Annotated in this window: 19 protein-coding genes, 1 rRNA gene and 1 riboswitch; of the genes, 8 read left to right on the plus strand and 12 right to left on the minus strand. The window is 56.1% G+C overall.

Going from position 1 to position 22,721, the window contains the following annotated elements; genetic code table 11:
- The first annotated feature begins 46 nt into the window (after positions 1 to 46).
- Positions 47 to 4,270: a DNA-directed RNA polymerase subunit beta' gene (gene rpoC / locus ACQG0S_RS01285; protein ID WP_022646702.1), complete on the plus strand. Its 4,224-nt coding sequence runs from the start codon at positions 47 to 49 to the stop codon at positions 4,268 to 4,270.
- Positions 4,271 to 4,385: 115 nt separating this feature from the next.
- Here rpoC and ACQG0S_RS01290 read toward each other — a convergent pair whose 3' ends face one another.
- The 10 genes from ACQG0S_RS01290 to ACQG0S_RS01335 all read right to left on the minus strand — a co-directional run bounded on the left by ACQG0S_RS01290 (position 4,386) and on the right by ACQG0S_RS01335 (position 13,171).
- Positions 4,386 to 4,703 (minus strand): PTS lactose/cellobiose transporter subunit IIA, encoded by a 318-nt coding sequence (locus ACQG0S_RS01290; RefSeq protein ID WP_003862327.1) that lies wholly within the window; start codon positions 4,701 to 4,703, stop codon positions 4,386 to 4,388.
- Positions 4,703 to 5,011 (minus strand): PTS sugar transporter subunit IIB, encoded by a 309-nt coding sequence (locus ACQG0S_RS01295; RefSeq protein ID WP_010425948.1) that lies wholly within the window; start codon positions 5,009 to 5,011, stop codon positions 4,703 to 4,705. The genes ACQG0S_RS01290 and ACQG0S_RS01295 overlap by 1 nt, the downstream gene beginning before the upstream one ends.
- A gap of 180 nt (positions 5,012 to 5,191) precedes the next feature.
- Positions 5,192 to 6,733 (minus strand): sensor domain-containing diguanylate cyclase, encoded by a 1,542-nt coding sequence (locus tag ACQG0S_RS01300; RefSeq protein ID WP_022646703.1) that lies wholly within the window; start codon positions 6,731 to 6,733, stop codon positions 5,192 to 5,194.
- Between the two features lie 333 nt (positions 6,734 to 7,066).
- The gene (thiH, locus tag ACQG0S_RS01305) at positions 7,067 to 8,200 is read right to left on the minus strand and encodes a 2-iminoacetate synthase ThiH (RefSeq protein ID WP_426749938.1); all 1,134 of its coding nucleotides are present in this window, start codon (positions 8,198 to 8,200) and stop codon (positions 7,067 to 7,069) included.
- The gene (gene thiG, locus ACQG0S_RS01310) at positions 8,200 to 8,967 is read right to left on the minus strand and encodes a thiazole synthase (RefSeq protein WP_022646705.1); all 768 of its coding nucleotides are present in this window, start codon (positions 8,965 to 8,967) and stop codon (positions 8,200 to 8,202) included. The genes thiH and thiG overlap by 1 nt, the downstream gene beginning before the upstream one ends.
- Before the next feature lies 1 nt (position 8,968).
- A complete protein-coding gene (gene thiS, locus ACQG0S_RS01315) occupies positions 8,969 to 9,169 on the minus strand; it encodes a sulfur carrier protein ThiS (RefSeq protein ID WP_003862324.1) in 201 nt (66 codons plus the stop codon).
- A complete protein-coding gene (gene thiF / locus ACQG0S_RS01320) occupies positions 9,153 to 9,908 on the minus strand; it encodes a thiazole biosynthesis adenylyltransferase ThiF (RefSeq protein WP_169440872.1) in 756 nt (251 codons plus the stop codon). Before thiF ends, thiS begins: the two co-directional genes overlap by 17 nt.
- On the minus strand, positions 9,895 to 10,536 hold the full coding sequence (thiE, locus tag ACQG0S_RS01325; RefSeq protein WP_169440874.1) for a thiamine phosphate synthase: 642 nt from the start codon (positions 10,534 to 10,536) through the stop codon (positions 9,895 to 9,897). Before thiE ends, thiF begins: the two co-directional genes overlap by 14 nt.
- Positions 10,536 to 12,431: a phosphomethylpyrimidine synthase ThiC gene (gene thiC, locus ACQG0S_RS01330; protein ID WP_169440876.1), complete on the minus strand. Its 1,896-nt coding sequence runs from the start codon at positions 12,429 to 12,431 to the stop codon at positions 10,536 to 10,538. Before thiC ends, thiE begins: the two co-directional genes overlap by 1 nt.
- 78 nt (positions 12,432 to 12,509) lie before the next feature.
- Positions 12,510 to 12,619, minus strand: a riboswitch (TPP riboswitch).
- A gap of 54 nt (positions 12,620 to 12,673) precedes the next feature.
- The gene (locus ACQG0S_RS01335; protein ID WP_023299075.1) at positions 12,674 to 13,171 is read right to left on the minus strand and encodes an Rsd/AlgQ family anti-sigma factor; all 498 of its coding nucleotides are present in this window, start codon (positions 13,169 to 13,171) and stop codon (positions 12,674 to 12,676) included.
- Positions 13,172 to 13,266: 95 nt separating this feature from the next.
- Here ACQG0S_RS01335 and nudC point away from each other — a divergent pair, with 95 nt between their 5' ends.
- The 6 genes from nudC to ACQG0S_RS01365 all read left to right on the plus strand — a co-directional run bounded on the left by nudC (position 13,267) and on the right by ACQG0S_RS01365 (position 17,619).
- Positions 13,267 to 14,040, plus strand: a complete 774-nt coding sequence (nudC, locus tag ACQG0S_RS01340) for an NAD(+) diphosphatase (RefSeq protein ID WP_022646710.1) — start codon at positions 13,267 to 13,269, stop codon at positions 14,038 to 14,040.
- Positions 14,041 to 14,078: 38 nt separating this feature from the next.
- Entirely contained in the window at positions 14,079 to 15,143 is a 1,065-nt protein-coding gene (hemE, locus tag ACQG0S_RS01345; protein WP_023299076.1) for a uroporphyrinogen decarboxylase, read from the plus strand.
- A gap of 9 nt (positions 15,144 to 15,152) precedes the next feature.
- Positions 15,153 to 15,824 carry a deoxyribonuclease V gene (gene nfi / locus ACQG0S_RS01350; protein WP_003862312.1) on the plus strand — a complete coding sequence of 224 codons (672 nt, stop codon included), beginning with the start codon at positions 15,153 to 15,155 and terminating at the stop codon, positions 15,822 to 15,824.
- Between the two features lie 41 nt (positions 15,825 to 15,865).
- Positions 15,866 to 16,456 (plus strand): YjaG family protein, encoded by a 591-nt coding sequence (locus tag ACQG0S_RS01355; protein WP_022646712.1) that lies wholly within the window; start codon positions 15,866 to 15,868, stop codon positions 16,454 to 16,456.
- Positions 16,457 to 16,642: 186 nt separating this feature from the next.
- On the plus strand, positions 16,643 to 16,915 hold the full coding sequence (gene hupA, locus ACQG0S_RS01360) for a nucleoid-associated protein HU-alpha (RefSeq protein WP_002445246.1): 273 nt from the start codon (positions 16,643 to 16,645) through the stop codon (positions 16,913 to 16,915).
- An 11-nt stretch (positions 16,916 to 16,926) separates the two neighbouring features.
- Complete coding sequence (locus tag ACQG0S_RS01365; protein ID WP_022646713.1) at positions 16,927 to 17,619, plus strand: DUF1481 domain-containing protein; 693 nt, start codon at positions 16,927 to 16,929, stop codon at positions 17,617 to 17,619.
- Positions 17,620 to 17,668: 49 nt separating this feature from the next.
- On the opposite strand, the gene purD is transcribed toward ACQG0S_RS01365, so the two are convergent.
- Both purD and purH read right to left on the minus strand, forming a co-directional pair.
- Positions 17,669 to 18,961: a phosphoribosylamine--glycine ligase gene (purD, locus tag ACQG0S_RS01370; protein ID WP_022646714.1), complete on the minus strand. Its 1,293-nt coding sequence runs from the start codon at positions 18,959 to 18,961 to the stop codon at positions 17,669 to 17,671.
- Between the two features lie 15 nt (positions 18,962 to 18,976).
- Entirely contained in the window at positions 18,977 to 20,566 is a 1,590-nt protein-coding gene (gene purH / locus ACQG0S_RS01375) for a bifunctional phosphoribosylaminoimidazolecarboxamide formyltransferase/IMP cyclohydrolase (protein ID WP_169440878.1), read from the minus strand.
- 560 nt (positions 20,567 to 21,126) lie between these two features.
- On the opposite strand from purH, the gene ACQG0S_RS01380 reads away from it, so the two are divergent.
- Positions 21,127 to 22,668, plus strand: a 16S ribosomal RNA gene (locus ACQG0S_RS01380).
- Positions 22,669 to 22,721: the final 53 nt, after the last annotated feature.

Consider the following 22,721-nt stretch of genomic DNA (forward strand, 5'->3'; position numbering starts at 1 on the left):
TTAACCCCCGATACCAGATTGTGCTAACTCCGACGGGAGCAAATCCGTGAAAGATTTATTAAAGTTTCTGAAAGCGCAGACTAAAACCGAAGAGTTTGATGCGATCAAAATTGCTCTGGCTTCGCCAGACATGATCCGTTCATGGTCTTTTGGTGAAGTTAAAAAGCCGGAAACCATCAACTACCGTACGTTCAAACCTGAGCGTGACGGCCTTTTCTGTGCGCGTATTTTCGGGCCAGTAAAAGACTACGAGTGCCTGTGCGGTAAGTACAAGCGCCTGAAACACCGTGGTGTGATCTGTGAGAAGTGCGGCGTTGAAGTGACCCAGACCAAAGTACGCCGTGAGCGTATGGGCCACATTGAGCTGGCGTCTCCAACTGCTCACATCTGGTTCCTGAAATCTCTGCCGTCCCGTATCGGCCTGCTGCTGGATATGCCGCTGCGCGATATCGAACGTGTTCTGTACTTCGAATCTTATGTTGTGATCGAAGGCGGGATGACGAATCTGGAACGTAACCAGATCCTGACCGAAGAACAGTATCTGGACGCGCTGGAAGAGTTCGGTGACGAATTCGACGCGAAGATGGGTGCGGAAGCTATCCAGGCCCTGCTGAAGAGCATGGATCTGGAGCAAGAGTGTGAAACTCTGCGCGAAGAGCTGAACGAAACCAACTCCGAAACCAAGCGTAAAAAGCTGACCAAGCGTATCAAACTGCTGGAAGCGTTCGTTCAGTCTGGTAACAAACCAGAGTGGATGATCCTGACCGTTCTGCCGGTTCTGCCGCCAGATCTGCGTCCGCTGGTTCCGCTGGATGGTGGTCGTTTCGCAACGTCGGATCTGAACGATCTGTACCGTCGCGTGATCAACCGTAACAACCGTCTGAAACGTCTGCTGGATCTGGCTGCGCCGGACATCATCGTACGCAACGAAAAACGTATGCTGCAGGAAGCGGTAGATGCCCTGCTGGATAACGGTCGTCGCGGTCGTGCGATCACCGGTTCTAACAAACGTCCTCTGAAATCTTTGGCCGACATGATCAAAGGTAAGCAGGGTCGTTTCCGTCAGAACCTGCTCGGTAAGCGTGTTGACTACTCCGGTCGTTCTGTAATCACCGTAGGTCCATACCTGCGTCTGCATCAGTGCGGTCTGCCGAAGAAAATGGCTCTGGAGCTGTTCAAACCGTTCATCTACGGCAAGCTGGAACTGCGTGGCCTGGCCACCACCATCAAAGCCGCTAAGAAAATGGTTGAGCGTGAAGAAGCTGTCGTTTGGGATATCCTGGACGAAGTGATCCGCGAACACCCGGTACTGCTGAACCGTGCACCAACTCTGCACCGTTTGGGTATCCAGGCATTTGAGCCAGTCCTGATCGAAGGTAAAGCGATCCAGCTGCACCCGCTGGTTTGTGCGGCCTATAACGCCGACTTCGATGGTGACCAGATGGCTGTTCACGTACCGCTGACGCTGGAAGCCCAGCTCGAAGCGCGTGCGCTGATGATGTCTACCAACAACATCCTGTCTCCAGCGAACGGTGAACCTATCATCGTTCCTTCTCAGGACGTTGTATTGGGTCTGTACTATATGACCCGTGACTGTGTTAACGCCAAAGGCGAAGGCATGGTGCTGACTGGCCCGAAAGAAGCTGAGCGTATTTATCGCGCTGGCCTGGCCTCTCTGCATGCGCGCGTTAAAGTGCGTATCACCGAATACGAAAAAGATGAAAACGGCGAATTCGTGGCGAAAACCAGCCTGAAAGACACGACCGTTGGCCGTGCGATTCTGTGGATGATCGTACCGAAAGGTCTGCCTTTCTCCATCGTCAACCAGGCGCTGGGCAAGAAAGCGATCTCCAAAATGCTGAACACCTGTTACCGCATTCTGGGCCTGAAGCCGACCGTTATCTTCGCTGACCAGACAATGTATACCGGCTTTGCTTATGCAGCGCGTTCAGGTGCATCTGTTGGTATCGATGACATGGTCATCCCAGAGAAGAAACACGAGATCATCTCTGAAGCGGAAGCTGAAGTTGCTGAGATCCAGGAGCAGTTCCAGTCTGGTCTGGTAACCGCAGGCGAACGTTACAACAAAGTTATCGATATCTGGGCTGCGGCGAACGATCGTGTATCCAAAGCGATGATGGATAACCTGCAAACCGAAACCGTGATTAACCGTGACGGCGTAGAAGAGCAGCAGGTCTCCTTCAACAGCATCTACATGATGGCCGACTCCGGTGCGCGTGGTTCTGCGGCACAGATTCGTCAGCTGGCAGGTATGCGTGGTCTGATGGCGAAGCCAGATGGCTCCATCATCGAAACGCCAATCACCGCGAACTTCCGTGAAGGTCTGAACGTACTCCAGTACTTCATCTCCACGCACGGTGCGCGTAAAGGTCTGGCGGATACCGCACTGAAAACGGCGAACTCCGGTTATCTGACGCGTCGTCTGGTTGACGTTGCGCAGGATCTGGTCGTCACCGAAGACGATTGTGGCACCCTCGAAGGTATCACCATGACCCCGGTTATCGAGGGTGGTGATGTTAAAGAGCCGCTGCGCGATCGCGTACTGGGTCGCGTGACCGCGGAAGACATCCTGAAGCCGGGCACCGCAGACATTCTGGTTCCACGCAACACTCTGCTGCACGAACAGTGGTGTGACCTGCTGGAAGCGAACTCTGTTGACTCTGTGAAAGTGCGTTCCGTTGTATCCTGTGACACCGACTTTGGTGTGTGTGCGCACTGCTACGGTCGTGACCTGGCGCGTGGCCACATCATCAACAAAGGTGAGGCTATCGGCGTTATCGCAGCACAGTCCATCGGTGAGCCGGGTACACAGCTGACGATGCGTACGTTCCACATCGGTGGTGCGGCATCTCGTGCGGCTGCTGAATCCAGCATCCAGGTGAAAAACAAAGGTAGCATCAAGCTCAGCAACGCGAAGTCTGTTGTTAACTCCGCAGGCAAGCTGGTTGTGACTTCTCGTAACACCGAGCTGAAGCTGATCGACGAATTCGGTCGTACCAAAGAGAGCTATAAAGTGCCTTACGGTGCGGTTATGGCGAAAGGTGATGGCGAGCAGGTTGCCGGCGGCGAAACCGTAGCAAACTGGGATCCACACACCATGCCGGTTATCACCGAAGTAAGTGGTTTCATCCGCTTCACTGACATGATCGACGGCCAGACCATTACTCGTCAGACCGACGAGCTGACCGGTCTGTCTTCTCTGGTGGTTCTGGATTCTGCTGAACGTACTACCGGTGGTAAAGATCTGCGTCCTGCACTGAAAATCGTTGATGCTCAGGGTAACGACGTTCTGATCCCTGGCACCGATATGCCTGCGCAGTACTTCCTGCCGGGTAAAGCGATTGTACAGCTGGAAGATGGCGTACAGATCAGCTCTGGTGACACCCTGGCGCGTATTCCTCAGGAATCCGGCGGTACCAAGGACATCACCGGTGGTCTGCCACGCGTTGCGGACCTGTTCGAAGCACGTCGTCCGAAAGAGCCTGCTATCCTGGCTGAAATCAGCGGTATCATCTCCTTCGGTAAAGAGACCAAAGGTAAGCGCCGTCTGGTTATCACGCCAGTAGATGGCAGCGAGCCGTACGAAGAGATGATTCCTAAGTGGCGTCAGCTCAACGTGTTCGAAGGTGAACGCGTGGAACGTGGTGACGTGGTCTCCGATGGTCCAGAAGCGCCGCACGACATCCTGCGTCTGCGTGGTGTGCATGCTGTTACTCGTTACATTGTTAACGAAGTACAGGACGTATACCGTCTGCAGGGCGTTAAGATTAACGATAAGCACATCGAAGTTATCGTTCGTCAGATGCTGCGTAAAGCAACCATCGAAAACGCGGGCAGCTCCGACTTCCTGGAAGGCGAGCAGGTTGAATACTCACGCGTTAAGATCGCTAACCGCGATCTGGAAGCGAACGGCAAAATCGGTGCGACCTTTGCACGCGATCTGCTGGGTATCACCAAAGCGTCTCTGGCAACCGAGTCCTTCATCTCTGCTGCATCGTTCCAGGAAACCACTCGTGTCCTGACCGAAGCGGCTGTTGCAGGTAAACGTGATGAACTGCGCGGTCTGAAAGAGAACGTTATCGTGGGTCGTCTGATCCCGGCCGGTACCGGTTATGCGTACCACCAGGATCGTATGCGTCGTCGTGCAGCGGGTGAACTGCCAGCTGCACCGCAGGTGACTGCCGAAGATGCATCCGCGAGCCTTGCAGAACTGCTGAACGCAGGTCTGGGCGGTTCCGACAACGAGTAATCGTTGATGCCCGGTAGGTAAAATTACCGGGCATATGAATCACAGGTCGGGTAAGCGCAGCGCCACCCGACAATAAAAAACCCGCCTCGGCGGGTTTTTTTACGTCTGTATGTCTTCAATTCACTAACGGGATGCGTCGATAAAGCTCAATCATATCGCCCGCCAGATCCTGAATGACCATCGCGTTCATCAGGTGATCCTGAGAGTGAACGGTGATCAGGTTAACCGGAAGTTTACCTGTCCCTTCGTCAAGACCGATGAGCTGCGTCTGGATAGTATGCGCATGTTTCACATATTCACGCGACTCTTCCATCGCTTTCTCGGCTTCGTCAAAGTCACCTTTTCGCGCCATCTGCAACGCTGTCAGGGCCGCACTGCGCGCCGCACCTGCATTGACCAATAGCTCCATGATTGTGGTTTCTAAGTCTTCCATTATGACTCCAGCAGCTTGAGCGCTTTTTCCAGTACGGCATCACCTTTCATCATGCCGTAATCCATCATGTCGATAACCGCGACCTTTTTTCCAAGCGGATCGGCCTGCGCCTGGAGTTTTGCCTGTTCGTATTTAACCTGTGGCCCCAGTAATACGATATCAGCCGTCGCGATGTTATCTTTAAACTCCGCGACCGGAACGGCTTTAATGGTTACTTCGACTCCTTTTTTCTGCGCGGCATCTTTCATACGTTGAACCAGCATGCTGGTTGACATTCCCGCTGCACAGCATAAAACGATGTTCTTCATAGTCAGCCTCGATCTACATGTGTTTATTGATAATTATCCCGCGCAGACCGCTTCAACAACCGCTTTACCGCGATTGTGTGTCAGGCATCACAAAGAAATCGGCATTTTTCTGAAACCGGTTACAATTTTATACATGAAAGCATTCTGCCCGTCTTAACGGGCGGAATTTCAGGAAGGGTATTATCGGCTGGCCGTGCTTACGATGCGGTTTTTACCCTGTTGTTTAGCGGTATACAGCGCTTCATCTACGCTGCCGATAAATTGTTCCAGCGGTTCGAAGTGCCACTCTCCCACCCCCGCGCTGAAGGTTACTCGCAGGTTCTCTTCCCGCCAGGTCCGTTTTTCCACGGCGGTGCGCCAGGCTTCCAGTAGCGCGTGCGCGGAGTTCATCAGCTCGGCCGGGAAAATCACCCCGAACTCTTCCCCACCGTAGCGGTAAACGGAAACGTGGTGCGGCTGCATGATCTGAATACCTTCGCGCGCCACGCTGCGCAGAACAATATCCCCGCTCAGGTGGCCCCAGGTGTCGTTAATAGATTTGAAGTTATCGATATCGACCAGCGCAAGAACGAAGGGTTGATGAGCGGTCAGCAGCTCATCCACATCGTTGTCGAAAGCACGGCGGTTCTTGCAGCCTGTCAGCGCATCATGGGTGGCCTGACGGACATAGGCCATCTCACGTTCCTTATTGGTTCGAATGGTATGGCTGAGCATCGCCTCAAGACGTGGCGCCTGATTGACGTCTCCGGTTTTGATGGCGTTGATAATGTTCATCAGCACAGAACGCGAGGCATGGCGCAGGTAGAGCCCGAACAGAATGATGATGATTGCCGCCAGCGCAAATCCCCAGCCGACGACGGTGGTTTCATGCCGGGTGATGACGGAAAGCGTGGCATCGGACACCCGATAAATCACAAACCAGTCCGGATTGGTGAAAGAGTAGTAGTAATACCAGGTTTTACTTTTGGGGTCGAAAAGATGCCCTTCGCCGCTGGTCATTTTGTCCATCAGCGCTTCGCTTACGTACTGCTTAAAGAGCGCCCCCGTGTCCGGATGCAGCACAACGGCGCCGTCACGTTCCACGACAAAAAACTCACCCTGAACCGGTGCCACCATCTGGCGCAGGGTATACCCCATGGAGGTTAAATCAAGATGGAAAGCGAGCGTGCCCTTCAGACGGCCTTCCGGTGAAATGACCGGTTTATAGAGGGTGACCGTAGGATGTTGGGTGAAATAGTCCAGATAGGGGCGGGTGTAGTGAGGAAAGTTGCTGGCTTCCGCTTGCCCGATAAACCATGGGCGTGTTCGTGCGTCGAACGACCTACTCTTCTCCGTTGGCAGTACTTCCGGCGCGCGCAGATGGTGCCCTTCGGTGTCCGCCAGAGAGATAGACGACACCGTCGGCATCAGGTTCTGCAAATGCATTAACATCTGCAAACCCTGTGCTGGATCGATATTTATCGTCTGATTCACTCTGTCGTCACGGGCGTAGTACATCGCAGCGCGACCAAGAATATAGTCGTTTTCTCGCAGAATGGATTCGGTATAGTTCACCGCCAGATTATGGGTGAAGTTACCATTAATTTTATGATAATCCTCAATAAAATCCTTCCGTTGTGAAAGGATGACCAGAATCGCGATTATCGCGAAACTGAACAGAATCCCCGCGAAGCTGACCATAATTGGTCGGGTGAAAGAGAGCTTTTTACTGTGGAGTGCCATGAGTTGTGCATCAATCCAGATGGTAGACGCGTTGCGTCTGTCGATATCCTCAGCATAGTCGCTGTCAGATTGCTGGTAGTAAATTATACAGAAAGCGATTTCCGACGGGTTGATTTATCTTAAGAGTAGATAAGAAACGACGTATTTATTTTATCAATTGAAATTTTGTTTAAGGGGCGGAGGGCAGGGCGAAACGAGGAAGAAGCATTTTCACCCTGGTCAGCGTCCGTTGCTGACGTGGTTAATCCTAATAAAACCGGGCAGATCTCCTCAATCGCCCGGCGTTGATCTTACGAGCCGTCTCGTAACCTTTCCGCATTGTTGCAGGCGGTTTCAGCTCAAATGCGAAGCTCTTCCCAGCCAGCTGTCCCAGTCTTTCCACACGGGCTGTAGCCCCTGTGCAGTCAGGGCTTCCGCCACCGCGTCGGGCCGTCGTCCGTCGTGCGGTGCAAACTGTTCCAGTTCCGGGCGATCGTCCGCGTAACCGCCCGGCTGCGTTTTGGAAAAGGCGCTGACGTTGTTGATCGCCAGAGGGATCGCGCGGTCGCGAAACGCGGGGGATTCACGCGTGGAGAGCGACAATTCCACTTCCGGCGCGAACAGGCGAAATGCGCACAGGGTTTGCACCAGCTGGCGCTCATCCATCAGCGAGGCGGGTTCAATGCCTCCCGTACACGGACGCAGCCGTGGGAATGAGATGGAATAGCGGCTTTGCCAGTAGTACTGCTGTAGCCACAGCAGATGCTCTGCCACCATATAGCAGTCAACCCGCCAGCTGTCGGACAGACCGATAAGCGCGCCCAGCCCAATTTTATCGATACCGGCGCGCCCCAGCCTGTCCGGCGCTTCCAGCCGGAAGATGAAATCCTGCTTCTTCCCTTTCAGGTGATGCCGGGCATAGGTCGCCTCGTGGTAGGTTTCCTGATAGACCATGACGCCGTCCAGCCCAAGGGTTTTCAGTTCCGCATATTCCTCTTGCGACAGAGGCTGCACTTCCATTTGCAATGAGGCAAATTCGCGGCGGATGGCCGGAAGATGCTGGCGAAAATAGTCCATCCCCACTTTGCCCTGATGTTCACCCGTCACCAGTAAGAGATGTTCAAAACCCATCTCACGAATAGCCGCACACTCGCGGGCGATCTCATGCTCATCCAGCGTTTTACGCTTAATGCGGTTGCTCATTGAGAAGCCACAGTAGGTGCAGTCGTTGGCGCACAGATTAGAGAGATAAAGCGGCACGTAAAAGCTCACCGTGTTGCCAAAGCGCTGGCGGGTAAGGCGTTGCGCGCGCTGCGCCATCGGTTCAAGGTATGCGCTGGCTGCCGGAGAAAGCAGGGCCATCAAATCCTCGCGGGTCACATGCCGGGCTGTTAATGCCCGCTCTACGTCCGCAGAGGTTTTACTGTTGATGCGTAAGGCAATATCGTCCCAGTTAAGCTGACGCCAGCGATCGGTAAAGGTAGCCATCAGAGTGCCTCCAGAAAACCGGTCAGCGGGCTGGTGGCCTGCGCCTGAAAGCTGCGCGAGCCGGGGCCGGACTGTCGTGCCAGCAGACCGGACTCCACGGCAAGGCGGAACGCACGCGCCATCATCACCGGGTCGTCGGCCACCGCAATCGCGGTATTGACCAGCACCGCATCGGCCCCCATCTCCAGCGCCTGCGCGGCATGACTGGGTACGCCGATGCCCGCATCCACCACCACGGGCACGGTCGCCTGCTCGATGATGATCTCCAGCATCGCGCGGGTCTCCAGTCCCTGGTTGGAGCCAATGGGCGCCCCTAACGGCATCACGGCCGCGCAGCCGGCCTCTTCCAGACGCTTACACAGCACGGGATCGGCACCACAGTAGGGCAGAACGGTGAATCCCTGCTGCACCAGCGTCTCTGCCGCTTTCAGGGTTTCGATCGGATCGGGCAACAGCCAGCGGGCGTCCGGATGAATTTCCAGCTTCAGCCAGCAGGTGCCGAGCGCTTCCCGGGCCAGATGCGCAGCGAAAATTGCTTCCTCGGCCGTTTTCGCACCGGAGGTATTGGGTAAGAGCGTCACGCCTGCCTCCAGTAACGGCGCAAGTATGGCATCGTTGTGCTGACGCAGATCCACGCGCTTCATCGCCAGCGTCACCAGCTGGCTGCCGCTTTCACGAATAGCATCCACCATTAGCTGCGGGGAGGCGAATTTTCCGGTTCCGGTAAACAGATGTGAATCAAAGACTTTGTCGGCAATACGTAACATCTCAGCCCCCAGCGATAACCTGAAACAGCAGGATCTGGTCGCCTTCATTGACCTGCTGATGTTCCCACCGCTCGCGCGGCAGGATCTGTTGATTGAGCGCCAGCGCCGTTCCCGGCTTCAGCTGGCGCAGCGTGTCGAGCAGGGCGGCAACGGTGAGATCGTCGTCGCACGTCATCGGCTCATCGTTAAACAGAATGCGCATCGCGGCCTCCGCATACCGGGCAGCGGTTGGCGCGGTTTAACGCCAGATGGCGCCAGCCGCTGGAACGGGCATCGAACAGCCGGAGCGTGTTGCGCTCTGTTTCCATGCCGCTGAGCAACTTGATGGCTTCCAGCGCCTGAAGGGTACCCATCACGCCCACCACCGGCCCAAGAATGCCAGCCGTGCGGCAGTTACGCTCCGGTTCAGCCTCGTCCGGCCACAGGCAGCGGTAGCAGCCCTGCGTCCACGGCGGCGTAAGCACCATTATCTGCCCGCCGAAACCGACTGCGCTGGCGGTGATCAGCGGCGTGTTCTGTGCAACACAGGCCGCATTAATGGCCTGACGCGTCGCCATATTGTCCGTGCAGTCCAGCACCACGTCGGCAAGGGCAACTTCGCGTTGCAGATCTTCTCCGCTCAGCCGCGTCTGGAGCGCCACCAGTTCAATATCGGGGTTAAGCTGGTTCAGCCGCTTGCGCGTAACCTGTGCTTTAGGCTGGTTAACATCTTCTGTCGTGAAGAGGATTTGCCGTTGCAGGTTGCTGAGGTGTACCTCATCGTCATCGGCCAGTACCAGCGTTCCCGCGCCCGCCCCGGCCAGATACAGCGCGGCGGGCGCGCCCAAGCCACCCAAACCGACAATCAGTACCCGGCTGGCGAGCAGCTTTTGCTGCCCGTCAATGGCGATATCCTCCAGCAGGATCTGGCGGCTGTAGCGCATAAAATCACGATCTTTCATCGCCTGCTCCTGCCAGTTGTAAAAGCCGTGCGGTGGCGGCCTGCCAGTCTGCGGCCTGGGTGATAGCGCTGACGACGGCGATACTGCCGACGCCGGTTTCCAGCACGGCGGGCGCACGTTCAAGGCTGATCCCGCCGATGGCGACGGTGGGGTAATCGGCAAGGCGCTTAACGTGGGCTGCCAGCTGAGCCAAACCCTGTGGGGCAGACGGCATCTGTTTGGTTTGCGTCGGGAAAACGTGACCGAGGGCGATGTAGGAGGGGCGGGACGCCAGCGCCACGTCGATTTCCATGTCATCGTGTGTTGAAACGCCAAGGCGCAGGCCAGCCTGGCGGATGGCGTTCAAATCGGTGGTTTCCAAATCTTCCTGACCCAGATGGACGCCGTACGCCTGGTGTTTAACCGCCAGCCGCCAGTAGTCGTTGATAAACAGGCGAGCGTGGTAGCGACGTCCCAGCGCGATAGCAGCGATCACGTCGGCCTCCACCTCTTCATCGCGTTTATCCTTGATGCGTAGCTGGAGGGTGCGAACGCCTGCCTCCAGCAGGCGCTCTATCCACGCCACGCTGTCCACCACCGGGTAAAGCCCTAAGTGGAAGGAGACAGGTGGGAAATCGGGCTGGTACATTACGCCTCCTCCTTTTTGAGGTAGATTTCGCCGCCTTTGGCGCGGAAGGTTTCGGACATGTCTGCCATGCCGACTTCAATGGTCTGCGCGGCGGCGTAGTCGCGCACCTCCTGGCTGATTTTCATCGAGCAGAACTTCGGCCCACACATGGAGCAGAAGTGCGCGACTTTGCCCGATTCCTGCGGCAGGGTTTCGTCGTGGTAGGCGCGGGCGGTGAACGGATCCAGCGCCAGGTTGAACTGGTCTTCCCAGCGGAATTCAAAGCGCGCTTTGGACATGGCGTTGTCGCGAATTTGCGCGCCCGGATGGCCTTTCGCCAGATCCGCCGCGTGGGCGGCAATCTTGTAGGTGATCAGCCCCTGCTTCACGTCCTCTTTGTTTGGCAGCCCGAGGTGCTCTTTCGGCGTCACGTAGCAGAGCATGGCGCAGCCGAACCAGCCGATCATCGCCGCGCCGATCCCGGAAGTGAAGTGGTCATAGCCCGGCGCAATATCGGTGGTCAACGGCCCCAGGGTGTAGAACGGTGCTTCGTGGCAGTGCTCCAGCTCCTCGGTCATGTTGCGGCGGATCATCTGCATCGGTACATGGCCCGGGCCTTCAATCATCACCTGCACATCGTACTTCCAGGCGATTTTGGTCAGCTCGCCCAGCGTGTGCAGCTCGGCAAACTGCGCCTCGTCGTTCGCGTCACGGATGGAGCCAGGACGCAGGCCGTCGCCCAGCGACAGAGAAACGTCATAAGCGGCGCAGATCTCGCAGATTTCGCGGAAGTGCTCGTAGAGGAAGTTTTCCTGATGATGGGAAAGGCACCATTTCGCCATAATCGAACCGCCGCGTGAGACGATACCGGTCAGACGCTTCGCGGTCATCGGCACGTAGCGCAGCAGCACGCCCGCGTGAATGGTGAAGTAGTCCACGCCCTGTTCCGCCTGCTCCAGCAGCGTGTCGCGGAACGCTTCCCAGGTGAGGTTTTCGGCGATACCGTTTACCTTCTCCAGCGCCTGATAAATCGGAACGGTGCCAATCGGAACCGGGCTGTTACGCAGGATCCATTCGCGGGTTTCGTGAATGTAACGGCCGGTGGAGAGGTCCATCACCGTGTCCGCGCCCCAGCGCGTTGACCAGACCAGCTTTTCCACCTCTTCTTCGATGGAAGAGGTGACGGCAGAGTTGCCGATGTTGGCGTTGACCTTCACCAGGAAGTTGCGGCCGATAATCATCGGCTCGGATTCCGGGTGGTTGATGTTGGCGGGAATAATCGCGCGCCCGGCGGCTACTTCATCACGCACGAATTCCGGCGTGATGTTCTCCGGCAGGCGAGCGCCAAACCCTTCACCCGGATGCTGGTGGCGCAGCACTTCGCTGCGAATGCGCTCGCGGCCCATGTTTTCGCGGATGGCGATGAACTCCATCTCCGGCGTGACGATACCCTGTCGCGCGTAGTGCAGTTGGGTTACGCATTTGCCCGCTTTAGCGCGTTTCGGCGTCAGCAGGCCAGTAAAGCGCAGCTCGTCCAGACCGTCGTCGGCCAGGCGCGCGTTGGTGTACGCCGAGCTGCGCACGCTCAGTTCTTCGCAGTCGTTACGGGCATCAACCCACGGCTGGCGAAGCTTTGCCAGACCCTGCTGCACGTTGATAGCAACATCAGGATCGCCGTACGGGCCGGAGGTGTCATACACCGGCACGGCTTCGTTGTCTTCAAACTGCGGGTGCTCTTTGCTGCCGCCGATAAGCGTCGGGCTGAGCTGGATTTCGCGCATCGGCACGCGGATATCGGCCTGTGAACCGGTGATGTAGATGCGCGTTGAGTTCGGGAAAGCGGTGCCTTCCAGGGTGTCGATGAAGCGTTGTGCGTGTTCGCGCTGTTCGCGGCGGGTCAGTTTTGTTGTAGACATAGCTCATTCCAGATGTGAAGGACATGGCTTGTCAGACGACGGATGAAGCAAGAGAAGATCGCCCGAAGGCGATACAACAGCAGTGTGACTCTTGTTCCCTTCGCAGGTATTAACCTGATCAGGTTCCGCGGATCCCGAATTAACGGTCTCAGCCCGTGCTTTCACACTGGGCACTCCGACAAGAAAAATCCCCCTCCGCAGAGGGGCGAATGGTTGTAAATTACTCGTTAACGATTAAGAACTCAAGCAGGGCGCGCAACGTTATCGCTGGTGCTGATAGTCAGGTTGTTGTCCAGCACGAGGGCGATGAGCTTGTCTTCCAGCGTGAATCGCTCTTCCAGTGCTTCGCCAAGGTCGGAAAGCGCCTGCTGAAACTCAAGATAGTTATCGTGATCGATAGCGTTCTCCAGCGTGGAATCGTAGTAGTCCATGATCTGCTGGGTGTTGGCTTCCAGCAGCGGACAGAGTTTACTGGCCGCTAAATACGGCGTTGTCCCTTCCATTTCGCGGATAATGCGTTCATAAAGGTTGAAATGGCCGTCGGAGAGGTAGTCGACCAGGCTCTGACAAAAGTCGTCCAGCGCTTTTTCATTGAGTCGCATAAAGGATTCTTTGCCAGGCTTAAGACCAACCAGATTGTAATACGCCACAAGGAGATGCTTGCGCACATGTAGCCAGCGATCCACCAGGGTGTTACTTCCTCCAACGCGCTCAGTCAGGCTTTCCAGCTGGTTTAACATGGTCGACTCCATAAGGTTTAAAATGGGATCTGCTTATCCAAAATGTAACCACAATGCTAACAACATGTCAGTGAAGCGAAGGTAGTGCAATAGATATGGATCGTATTATTGAAAAATCAGATCTGGGTTGGTGGATCGTCAGCCACGAACAAAAATTATGGCTGCCCTCAGGAGAGTTGCCCTACGGTGCCGCGGAAACGTTCGATCTGGTGGGCCAGTCCGCACTGAAGATCGGCGAGTGGCAGGGCGATCCCGTGTGGTTGATCCAACAGGCGCGCCGTCAGGATATGGGATCCGTACGTCAGGTGCTGGATCTGGACGTCGGCCTGTTCCAGCTGGCGGGGCGCGGCGTACAGCTGGCGGAGTTTTACCGCTCGCACAAATACTGCGGTTACTGCGGCCACACCATGCACCCGAGCAAAACCGAATGGGCGCTGCTCTGCGGCCACTGCCGTGAACGTTACTACCCGCAAATCGCACCGTGCATCATTGTCGCCATCCGCCGTGATGATTCCATCCTGCTGGCGCAGCATACCCGCCATCGCAACGGCATTCACACCGTCCTCGCCGGGTTCGTGGAAGTCGGCGAAACGCTGGAACAGGCGGTGGCGCGCGAGGTGATGGAGGAGAGCGGCATTAAGGTGAAAAACCTGCGCTATGTGACGTCGCAGCCGTGGCCGTTCCCGATGTCCCTGATGACCGCGTTTATGGCGGAATACGACAGCGGCGAGATTGTTATCGATCAGAAAGAGCTGCTGGAGGCGAACTGGTATCGCTACGACGATTTACCGCTTCTGCCCCCGCCGGGAACGGTGGCGCGTCGCCTGATAGAAGATACCGTGGCAATGTGTCGGGCCGAGTATGAGTAGTGTTACACTGACGGACTGACGCAATAAGGAACTGCAAAATGACCGAACTGAAGAACGATCGTTATCTGCGTGCGCTGCTGCGCCAGCCCGTTGATGTCACCCCTGTGTGGATGATGCGCCAGGCGGGACGCTATCTGCCAGAGTACAAAGCCACGCGTGCGCAGGCGGGCGATTTTATGTCGCTGTGCAAAAACGCCGAGCTGGCCTGTGAGGTGACGCTCCAGCCGCTGCGCCGCTTCCCGCTCGATGCCGCCATTCTTTTTTCGGACATTCTTACCATTCCGGACGCGATGGGCCTTGGGCTCTATTTCGAAACCGGCGAGGGGCCGCGTTTTACCTCACCGATCAAAAGCAAAGCCGACGTTGATAAGCTGCCGATCCCCGATCCGGAAGGCGAGCTGGGCTATGTGATGAACGCCGTGCGCACCATCCGCCGCGAGCTCAAAGGCGACGTGCCGCTGATTGGCTTCTCCGGTAGTCCGTGGACGCTGGCAACCTACATGGTGGAAGGTGGCAGCAGCAAAGCCTTTACCGTCATCAAAAAGATGATGTACGCAGAGCCGCAGGCCCTGCATGCCCTGCTCGACAAGCTGGCGAAGAGCGTCACGCTCTATCTCAACGCGCAGATTAAAGCGGGCGCGCAGTCGGTGATGATTTTCGACACCTGGGGCGGCGTGCTGACCGGGCGTGATTATCAGCAGTTCTCCCTGTACTACATGCACAAAATTGTCGATGGTCTGCTGCGTGAAAACGAAGGCCGTCGCGTGCCGGTAACGCTGTTTACGAAAGGCGGCGGTCAGTGGCTGGAAGCGATGGCGGCCACCGGCTGTGATGCGCTGGGCCTCGACTGGACCACTGATATTGCCGATGCGCGTCGTCGCGTGGGGGATAAAGTGGCGCTCCAGGGCAACATGGACCCGTCCATGCTCTATGCACAGCCTGCCCGTATCGAAGAAGAAGTGTCGACTATACTGTCTGGTTTCGGCCAGGGCGAAGGCCACGTCTTCAACCTCGGTCACGGTATTCATCAGGATGTACCGCCAGAACACGCTGGCGTATTTGTGGAGGCGGTGCATCGGCTTTCTGCCCAGTATCACAAGTAAGGAGTGGTTATGGATCTCGCGTCGCTACGCGCTCAGCAAATCGAACTGGCTTCATCGGTGATCCGCGAGGATCGTCTGGATACGGACCCTCCGCGATACATTGGCGGGGCGGATGTCGGGTTTGAGCAAGGCGGTGAAGTGACGCGAGCGGCGATGGTGGTGCTGAAATACCCGTCGCTGGAGCTGGTGGAGTACAAGGTGGCGCGTATCGCCACCACCATGCCCTATATCCCCGGCTTTCTCTCCTTCCGCGAATATCCCGCGCTGCTGGCCGCGTGGGAGCAACTCTCGCAAAAACCCGATCTGCTGTTTGTGGATGGGCACGGCATCTCCCATCCGCGTCGCCTGGGCGTTGCCAGCCACTTTGGTCTGCTGGTAGACGTGCCGACCATCGGCGTGGCGAAAAAACGCCTGTGCGGCGCGTTTGAGCCGCTCTCTGCCGAACCGGGCGCGCTGGCGCCGCTTATCCATAAAGGCGAGCAGCTGGCGTGGGTCTGGCGCAGTAAAGCGCGATGCAATCCGCTGTTTATCGCAACCGGGCATCGGGTCAGCATGGACAGCGCCCTGGCGTGGGTGCAACGCTGTATGAAGGGCTACCGCTTACCTGAGCCTACCCGCTGGGCTGACGCCGTTGCCTCTTCACGTCCGGCATTCATTCGTTGGCAGGAAATTCAGCCGTGATTCAGGTAAACTGCGGCTAATTTTCGATTCGAGACATCATCATGTTACAAAACCCGATTCATCTGCGCCTTGAGAAGCTGGAAAGCTGGCAGCACGTGACGTTTATGGCTTGCCTGTGCGAGCGCATGTACCCCAACTATGCCGCGTTCTGTAAGCAAACGGAGTTTGGCGAAGGCCAGATTTATCGACGTATCCTGGATTTGATCTGGGAGACGCTGACGGTCAAAGACGCAAAGGTAAACTTCGACTCTCAGCTTGAAAAGCTGGAAGAGGCAATTCCTGCGGCGGACGATTACGACCTGTATGGCGTCTACCCGGCTATCGATGCCTGTGTGGCGTTGAGCGAGCTGATCCACTCCCGTCTGAGCGGTGAAACCCTGGAGCACGCCATTGAAGTCAGTAAGGCATCCATCACCACCGTCGCGATGCTGGAAATGACCCAGGAAGGCCGTGAAATGACCGACGAAGAGCTGCGTGCTAACCCGGCGGTTGAACAGGAATGGGATATTCAGTGGGAAATTTTCCGTCTGCTGGCGGAGTGTGAAGAACGTGATATTGAGCTGATCAAAGGGCTTCGCGCGGACCTGCGCGAGGCCGGTGAGAGCAATATTGGTATAATTTTTAACCAATGAGACAACAAAACGTGATTTAACGCCTGTTTTGTCACTCCTCGACTCTTCCCTTTCGCCCCCCGTCTGGTCTACATTTGGGGGGCGAAAAAAAGTGGCTATCGGTGCGTGTATGCAGGAGAGTGCTTTTTTGGCATTTTCGTCGCACTCGATGCTTAGCAAGCGATAAACACATTGAAAGGATAACTTATGAACAAGACTCAACTGATTGATGTAATTGCGGACAAGGCTGATCTGTCTAAAGTGCAGGCTAAAGCTGCTCTGGAATCTACCCTGGCTGCTATTACTGAGTCTCTGAAAGAAGGCGATGCTGTACAACTGGTTGGTTTCGGTACCTTCAAAGTGAACCACCGCGCTGAGCGTACTGGCCGCAACCCGCAGACCGGTAAAGAAATCAAAATCGCCGCAGCTAACGTGCCGGCATTTGTTTCTGGTAAAGCACTGAAAGACGCAGTTAAGTAAGACGCGTGGCAGTGAACAGTTTTAACGAAGGGGCGGCAACGCCCCTTTTGTCATTCTGGCGTGGACCGCTCGCGCTGGCAGGCGTACTGTTGCTGTCTGCCTGTAGTCATGATTCCTCACTCCCCCCGTTTACCGCCAGCGGCTACGCTGACAACCAGGGTGCGGTCAGGATCTGGCGCAAAGATTCCAGCGATGAAGTGCATATGCTTACCGCGTTCAGTCCGTGGCATAACGGCAATACCTCGACCGCAGAATACCGCTGGCAGGGCGATGCGCTGTCGCTCATTGAACTGAATATCTACAGTAAGACTCCCGAACACGTGAAGGTGCGTTTTGACGACCACGGCGAGCTGAGCTTTATGCAGCATGAGGTCAGTGGACTGAAACAGCAGCTTTCCAGCGATCAGGTCGCGCTCTACCGCTACCGTGCTGAACAACTTCGCCAGACCAGCGATGCGCTGCGTCAGGGCCGCGTGGTGCTGCGCCAGGGGCGCTGGCATGCCGACGGCACGGTGACCACCTGCGAAGGGCAGACAGTGAAGCCTGAGCTTGAATCCTGGGCAACCGAACACATTCAGCGTCGTCAGCGGCATTCATCTGTGGAGGTGAGTGTGGCATGGCTGGAAGCGCCGGAAGGCTCTCAGCTGTTGCTGGTGGCGAACGAAGATTTCTGCACCTGGCAGCCGACAGAAAAGAGTTTTTGATTTAAGTCCCCTCTCCCTTGAGGGAGAGGGTTAGGGTGAGGGTGTGAAATTACTCTCCCTGCTCCCGCGCAATGGCACGATAGCCGATATCCTGGCGGCTGAAGCTGCCGTTCCAGTGAATATCCGCCATCAACGCATAGGCGCGCTTCTGCGCCTCTGCCACGGTATGACCCAGCGCGGTCGCACACAGCACGCGTCCACCATTAGTGAGCACGCGGTCATCGTCAGAGAGCTTTGTACCGGCGTGGAACACCTTCGCACCGTCAATCTCTTCCAGCGGCAGGCCGTGGATCTCATCCCCGGTGTTGTAGCTACCCGGATACCCACCCGCAGCAATCACCACACCTAAAGAGGCACGCTCGTCCCACTCGGAAGTTTTCTCATTCAGCTTGCCTTCGCACGCCGCCAGACACAGATCAACCAGATCGGACTTCATGCGCAGCATGATCGGCTGAGTTTCCGGATCGCCGAAGCGGCAGTTGAATTCAATCACCTTCGGGTTACCCTGCTTGTCGATCATCAGGCCTGCGTAGAGGAAACCGGTGTAGGTATTGCCTTCCGCCGCCATCCCTTTTACGGTTGGCCAGATGATGCGGTCCATGGTGCGCTGGTGTACTTCGTCAGTGACCACCGGAGCAGGGGAGTAAGCACCCATCCCGCCGGTGTTTGGACCCGTGTCGGCATTGCCTACGCGCTTGTGATCCTGGCTGGTGGCCATCGGCAGAACGTGCTCGCCGTCGACCATCACGATAAAGCTCGCCTCTTCGCCGTCGAGGAACTCTTCAATCACGATGCGGTGGCCCGCATCGCCAAAGGCGTTACCCGCCAGCATATCCTGCACAGCGGCTTCCGCTTCTTCAAGGGTCATCGCCACGATAACGCCTTTCCCGGCAGCCAGACCGTCGGCTTTAATCACAATCGGCGCGCCTTTTTCACGCAGGTAAGCCAGAGCAGGCTCTACCTCGGTGAAGTTCTGATATTCCGCCGTCGGGATGTTATGACGCGCGAGGAAATCTTTGGTGAAGGCTTTTGAACCTTCCAGCTGTGCGGCACCTTCCGTTGGGCCGAAAATTTTCAGGCCCGCAGCGCGGAAGGCATCTACAACGCCGATCACCAGCGGCGCTTCCGGGCCCACAATCGTCAGATCGATATTCTCGTTCCGGGCAAAGCTCAGCAGCGCCGGGATATCGGTTACGCCGATGGCGACGTTCTGTAGCGCGGGCTCCAGTGCGGTACCGGCGTTACCCGGTGCCACAAAGACGGTTTCAACCTGCGGAGACTGCGCTGCTTTCCACGCCAAAGCGTGCTCGCGCCCGCCATTACCAATCACTAATACTTTCATTTTCTGCTCCGGAAATTAATGGCGGAAGTGGCGCATGTCGGTAAAGATCATTGCGATGCCATGTTCGTCGGCAGCGGCAATCACTTCGTCATCACGGATTGAACCGCCAGGCTGGATCACACAGGTGATGCCCACAGCAGCGGCCGCATCGATACCGTCGCGGAACGGGAAGAAGGCGTCAGAGGCCATGGCGGAACCTTTGACTTCCAGACCTTCGTCACCTGCTTTAATACCCGCGATTTTCGCAGAGTAAACGCGGCTCATCTGGCCTGCGCCTATCCCGATGGTCATGTTCTCTTTGGCGTAAACAATGGCGTTAGACTTCACGAACTTCGCCACTTTCCAGCAGAACAGCGCGTCGCGCAGCTCCTGTTCGGTCGGCTGACGTTTGGTCACCACGCGCAGGTCGGCTTCTGTCACCATACCCAAATCGCGATCCTGAACCAGCAGACCGCCGTTCACGCGCTTGAAGTCCAGACCTGGAACGCGCTCTGCCCACTGGCCGCAAACCAGCAAGCGCACGTTCTGTTTCGCCGCGGTGATTTTCAGCGCTACTTCGGATGCGGATGGCGCGATGATCACTTCGACAAACTGACGGGAGATGATGGCCTGCGCGGTTTCCGCATCCAGCTCGCGGTTGAAGGCGATAATGCCGCCGAACGCGGAGGTCGGGTCGGTTTTGTAGGCGCGATCGTAGGCATCCATAATGGAGGTGCTTACTGCGACGCCGCATGGGTTGGCGTGCTTGACGATAACGCAGGCCGGCTCGCTGAACTCTTTCACGCATTCCAGCGCGGCGTCGGTATCGGCAATGTTGTTATAAGAGAGGGCTTTGCCCTGTACCTGCTGAGCAGTCGCAACAGAGGCTTCTTTCACCTCTTCTTCTATATAGAAGGCTGCCTGCTGGTGGCTGTTCTCGCCGTAGCGCATATCCTGCTTCTTAATGAAGTTCAGGTTCAGGGTGCGCGGGAAGCGACCAGATGGATCTTTGCTTTCACCGTGGTAGGCAGGAACCAGGCTACCGAAGTAGTTGGCGATCATGCTGTCGTACGCGGCGGTGTGTTCGAAGGCTTTGATGGCGAGGTCGAAACGCGTATCAAGCGTCAGGGACCCTTCGTTGGCGTCCATCTCATTAATAATGGCGCTGTAGTCGCTGCTCTTCACTACGATGGCCACATCTTTATGGTTCTTGGCTGCGGAGCGCACCATGGTCGGGCCGCCGATATCAATGTTCTCTACGGCATCTTCCAGAGAACAGCCTTCGCGGGCGACGGTCTGGGCGAAGGGATAGAGGTTAACGACAACCATGTCGATGGGGGCAATATTGTGCTGCTCCATAATGCCGTCGTCCTGACCGCGACGACCCAGAATGCCGCCGTGCACTTTCGGGTGCAGGGTTTTGACGCGTCCATCCATCATTTCCGGGAAACCGGTGTAGTCGGACACTTCGGTTACCGGCAGACCTTTCTCTGCTAACAGGCGAGCGGTACCGCCTGTAGAAAGCAGCTCCACACCGCGTGCGGAAAGTGCCTGAGCGAATTCGACGATACCGGCTTTATCAGAAACACTGAGCAGAGCGCGGCGGACTGGACGACGTTGTTGCATGGTAAATCCCCTGGATTTCACGATTACAGAGAGCGTTAGATGAATTTTCCAGCGAAAAACTCATCTAACACACCTGACGAGGCCTCCTTGTTAAGCGCGAGCATTTTAACGAAAACGTTTGCGCAACGCTCGCATATTTTCACTTTTTCGAAGCGCTGTGGATAACTCTGTGTGTAAAAGGGTATAAGGCGGGGTTTTGCTGGGGAATGCAGCAGTCAGTCATTTTTCTGTCATTTAGCGGTTGCGGCCTGCGGAGAACTCCCTATAATGCGCCTCCATCGACACGGCGGATGTGAATCACTTCACAGACAACCCGGTCGGTTGAAGAGAAAAAATCCTGAAATAACGGGTTGACTCTGAAAGAGGAAAGCGTAATATACGCCACCTCGCGACAGAGCGCTGAAGCGCGTCGCAACTGCTCTTTAACAATTTATCAGACAATCTGTGTGGGCACTCAAAGTGACATGGATTCTTAACGTCGCAAGACGAAAAATGAATACCAAGTCTCTGAGTGAACACGTAATTCATTACGAAGTTTAATTCACGAGCATCAAACTTTTAAATTGAAGAGTTTGATCATGGCTCAGATTGAACGCTGGCGGCAGGCCTAACACATGCAAGTCGAACGGTAACAGGAAGCAGCTTGCTGCTTTGCTGACGAGTGGCGGACGGGTGAGTAATGTCTGGGAAACTGCCTGATGGAGGGGGATAACTACTGGAAACGGTAGCTAATACCGCATAACGTCGCAAGACCAAAGAGGGGGACCTTCGGGCCTCTTGCCATCGGATGTGCCCAGATGGGATTAGCTAGTAGGTGGGGTAACGGCTCACCTAGGCGACGATCCCTAGCTGGTCTGAGAGGATGACCAGCCACACTGGAACTGAGACACGGTCCAGACTCCTACGGGAGGCAGCAGTGGGGAATATTGCACAATGGGCGCAAGCCTGATGCAGCCATGCCGCGTGTATGAAGAAGGCCTTCGGGTTGTAAAGTACTTTCAGCGGGGAGGAAGGCGACAGGGTTAATAACCCTGTCGATTGACGTTACCCGCAGAAGAAGCACCGGCTAACTCCGTGCCAGCAGCCGCGGTAATACGGAGGGTGCAAGCGTTAATCGGAATTACTGGGCGTAAAGCGCACGCAGGCGGTCTGTCAAGTCGGATGTGAAATCCCCGGGCTCAACCTGGGAACTGCATTCGAAACTGGCAGGCTAGAGTCTTGTAGAGGGGGGTAGAATTCCAGGTGTAGCGGTGAAATGCGTAGAGATCTGGAGGAATACCGGTGGCGAAGGCGGCCCCCTGGACAAAGACTGACGCTCAGGTGCGAAAGCGTGGGGAGCAAACAGGATTAGATACCCTGGTAGTCCACGCCGTAAACGATGTCGACTTGGAGGTTGTGCCCTTGAGGCGTGGCTTCCGGAGCTAACGCGTTAAGTCGACCGCCTGGGGAGTACGGCCGCAAGGTTAAAACTCAAATGAATTGACGGGGGCCCGCACAAGCGGTGGAGCATGTGGTTTAATTCGATGCAACGCGAAGAACCTTACCTACTCTTGACATCCAGAGAACTTAGCAGAGATGCTTTGGTGCCTTCGGGAACTCTGAGACAGGTGCTGCATGGCTGTCGTCAGCTCGTGTTGTGAAATGTTGGGTTAAGTCCCGCAACGAGCGCAACCCTTATCCTTTGTTGCCAGCGGTTAGGCCGGGAACTCAAAGGAGACTGCCAGTGATAAACTGGAGGAAGGTGGGGATGACGTCAAGTCATCATGGCCCTTACGAGTAGGGCTACACACGTGCTACAATGGCGCATACAAAGAGAAGCGACCTCGCGAGAGCAAGCGGACCTCATAAAGTGCGTCGTAGTCCGGATTGGAGTCTGCAACTCGACTCCATGAAGTCGGAATCGCTAGTAATCGTGGATCAGAATGCCACGGTGAATACGTTCCCGGGCCTTGTACACACCGCCCGTCACACCATGGGAGTGGGTTGCAAAAGAAGTAGGTAGCTTAACCTTCGGGAGGGCGCTTACCACTTTGTGATTCATGACTGGGGTGAAGTCGTAACAAGGTAACCGTAGGGGAACCTGCGGTTGGATCACCTCCTTACCTTAAAGAACCTGCCTTTGCAGTGCTCACACAGATTGTCTGATGAATGATGA

It is taken from the genome of Enterobacter cloacae complex sp. 418I7 (genome assembly GCF_050030705.1).
In the GTDB taxonomy this organism is placed as follows: Bacteria; Pseudomonadota; Gammaproteobacteria; order Enterobacterales; family Enterobacteriaceae; genus Enterobacter; species Enterobacter intestinihominis.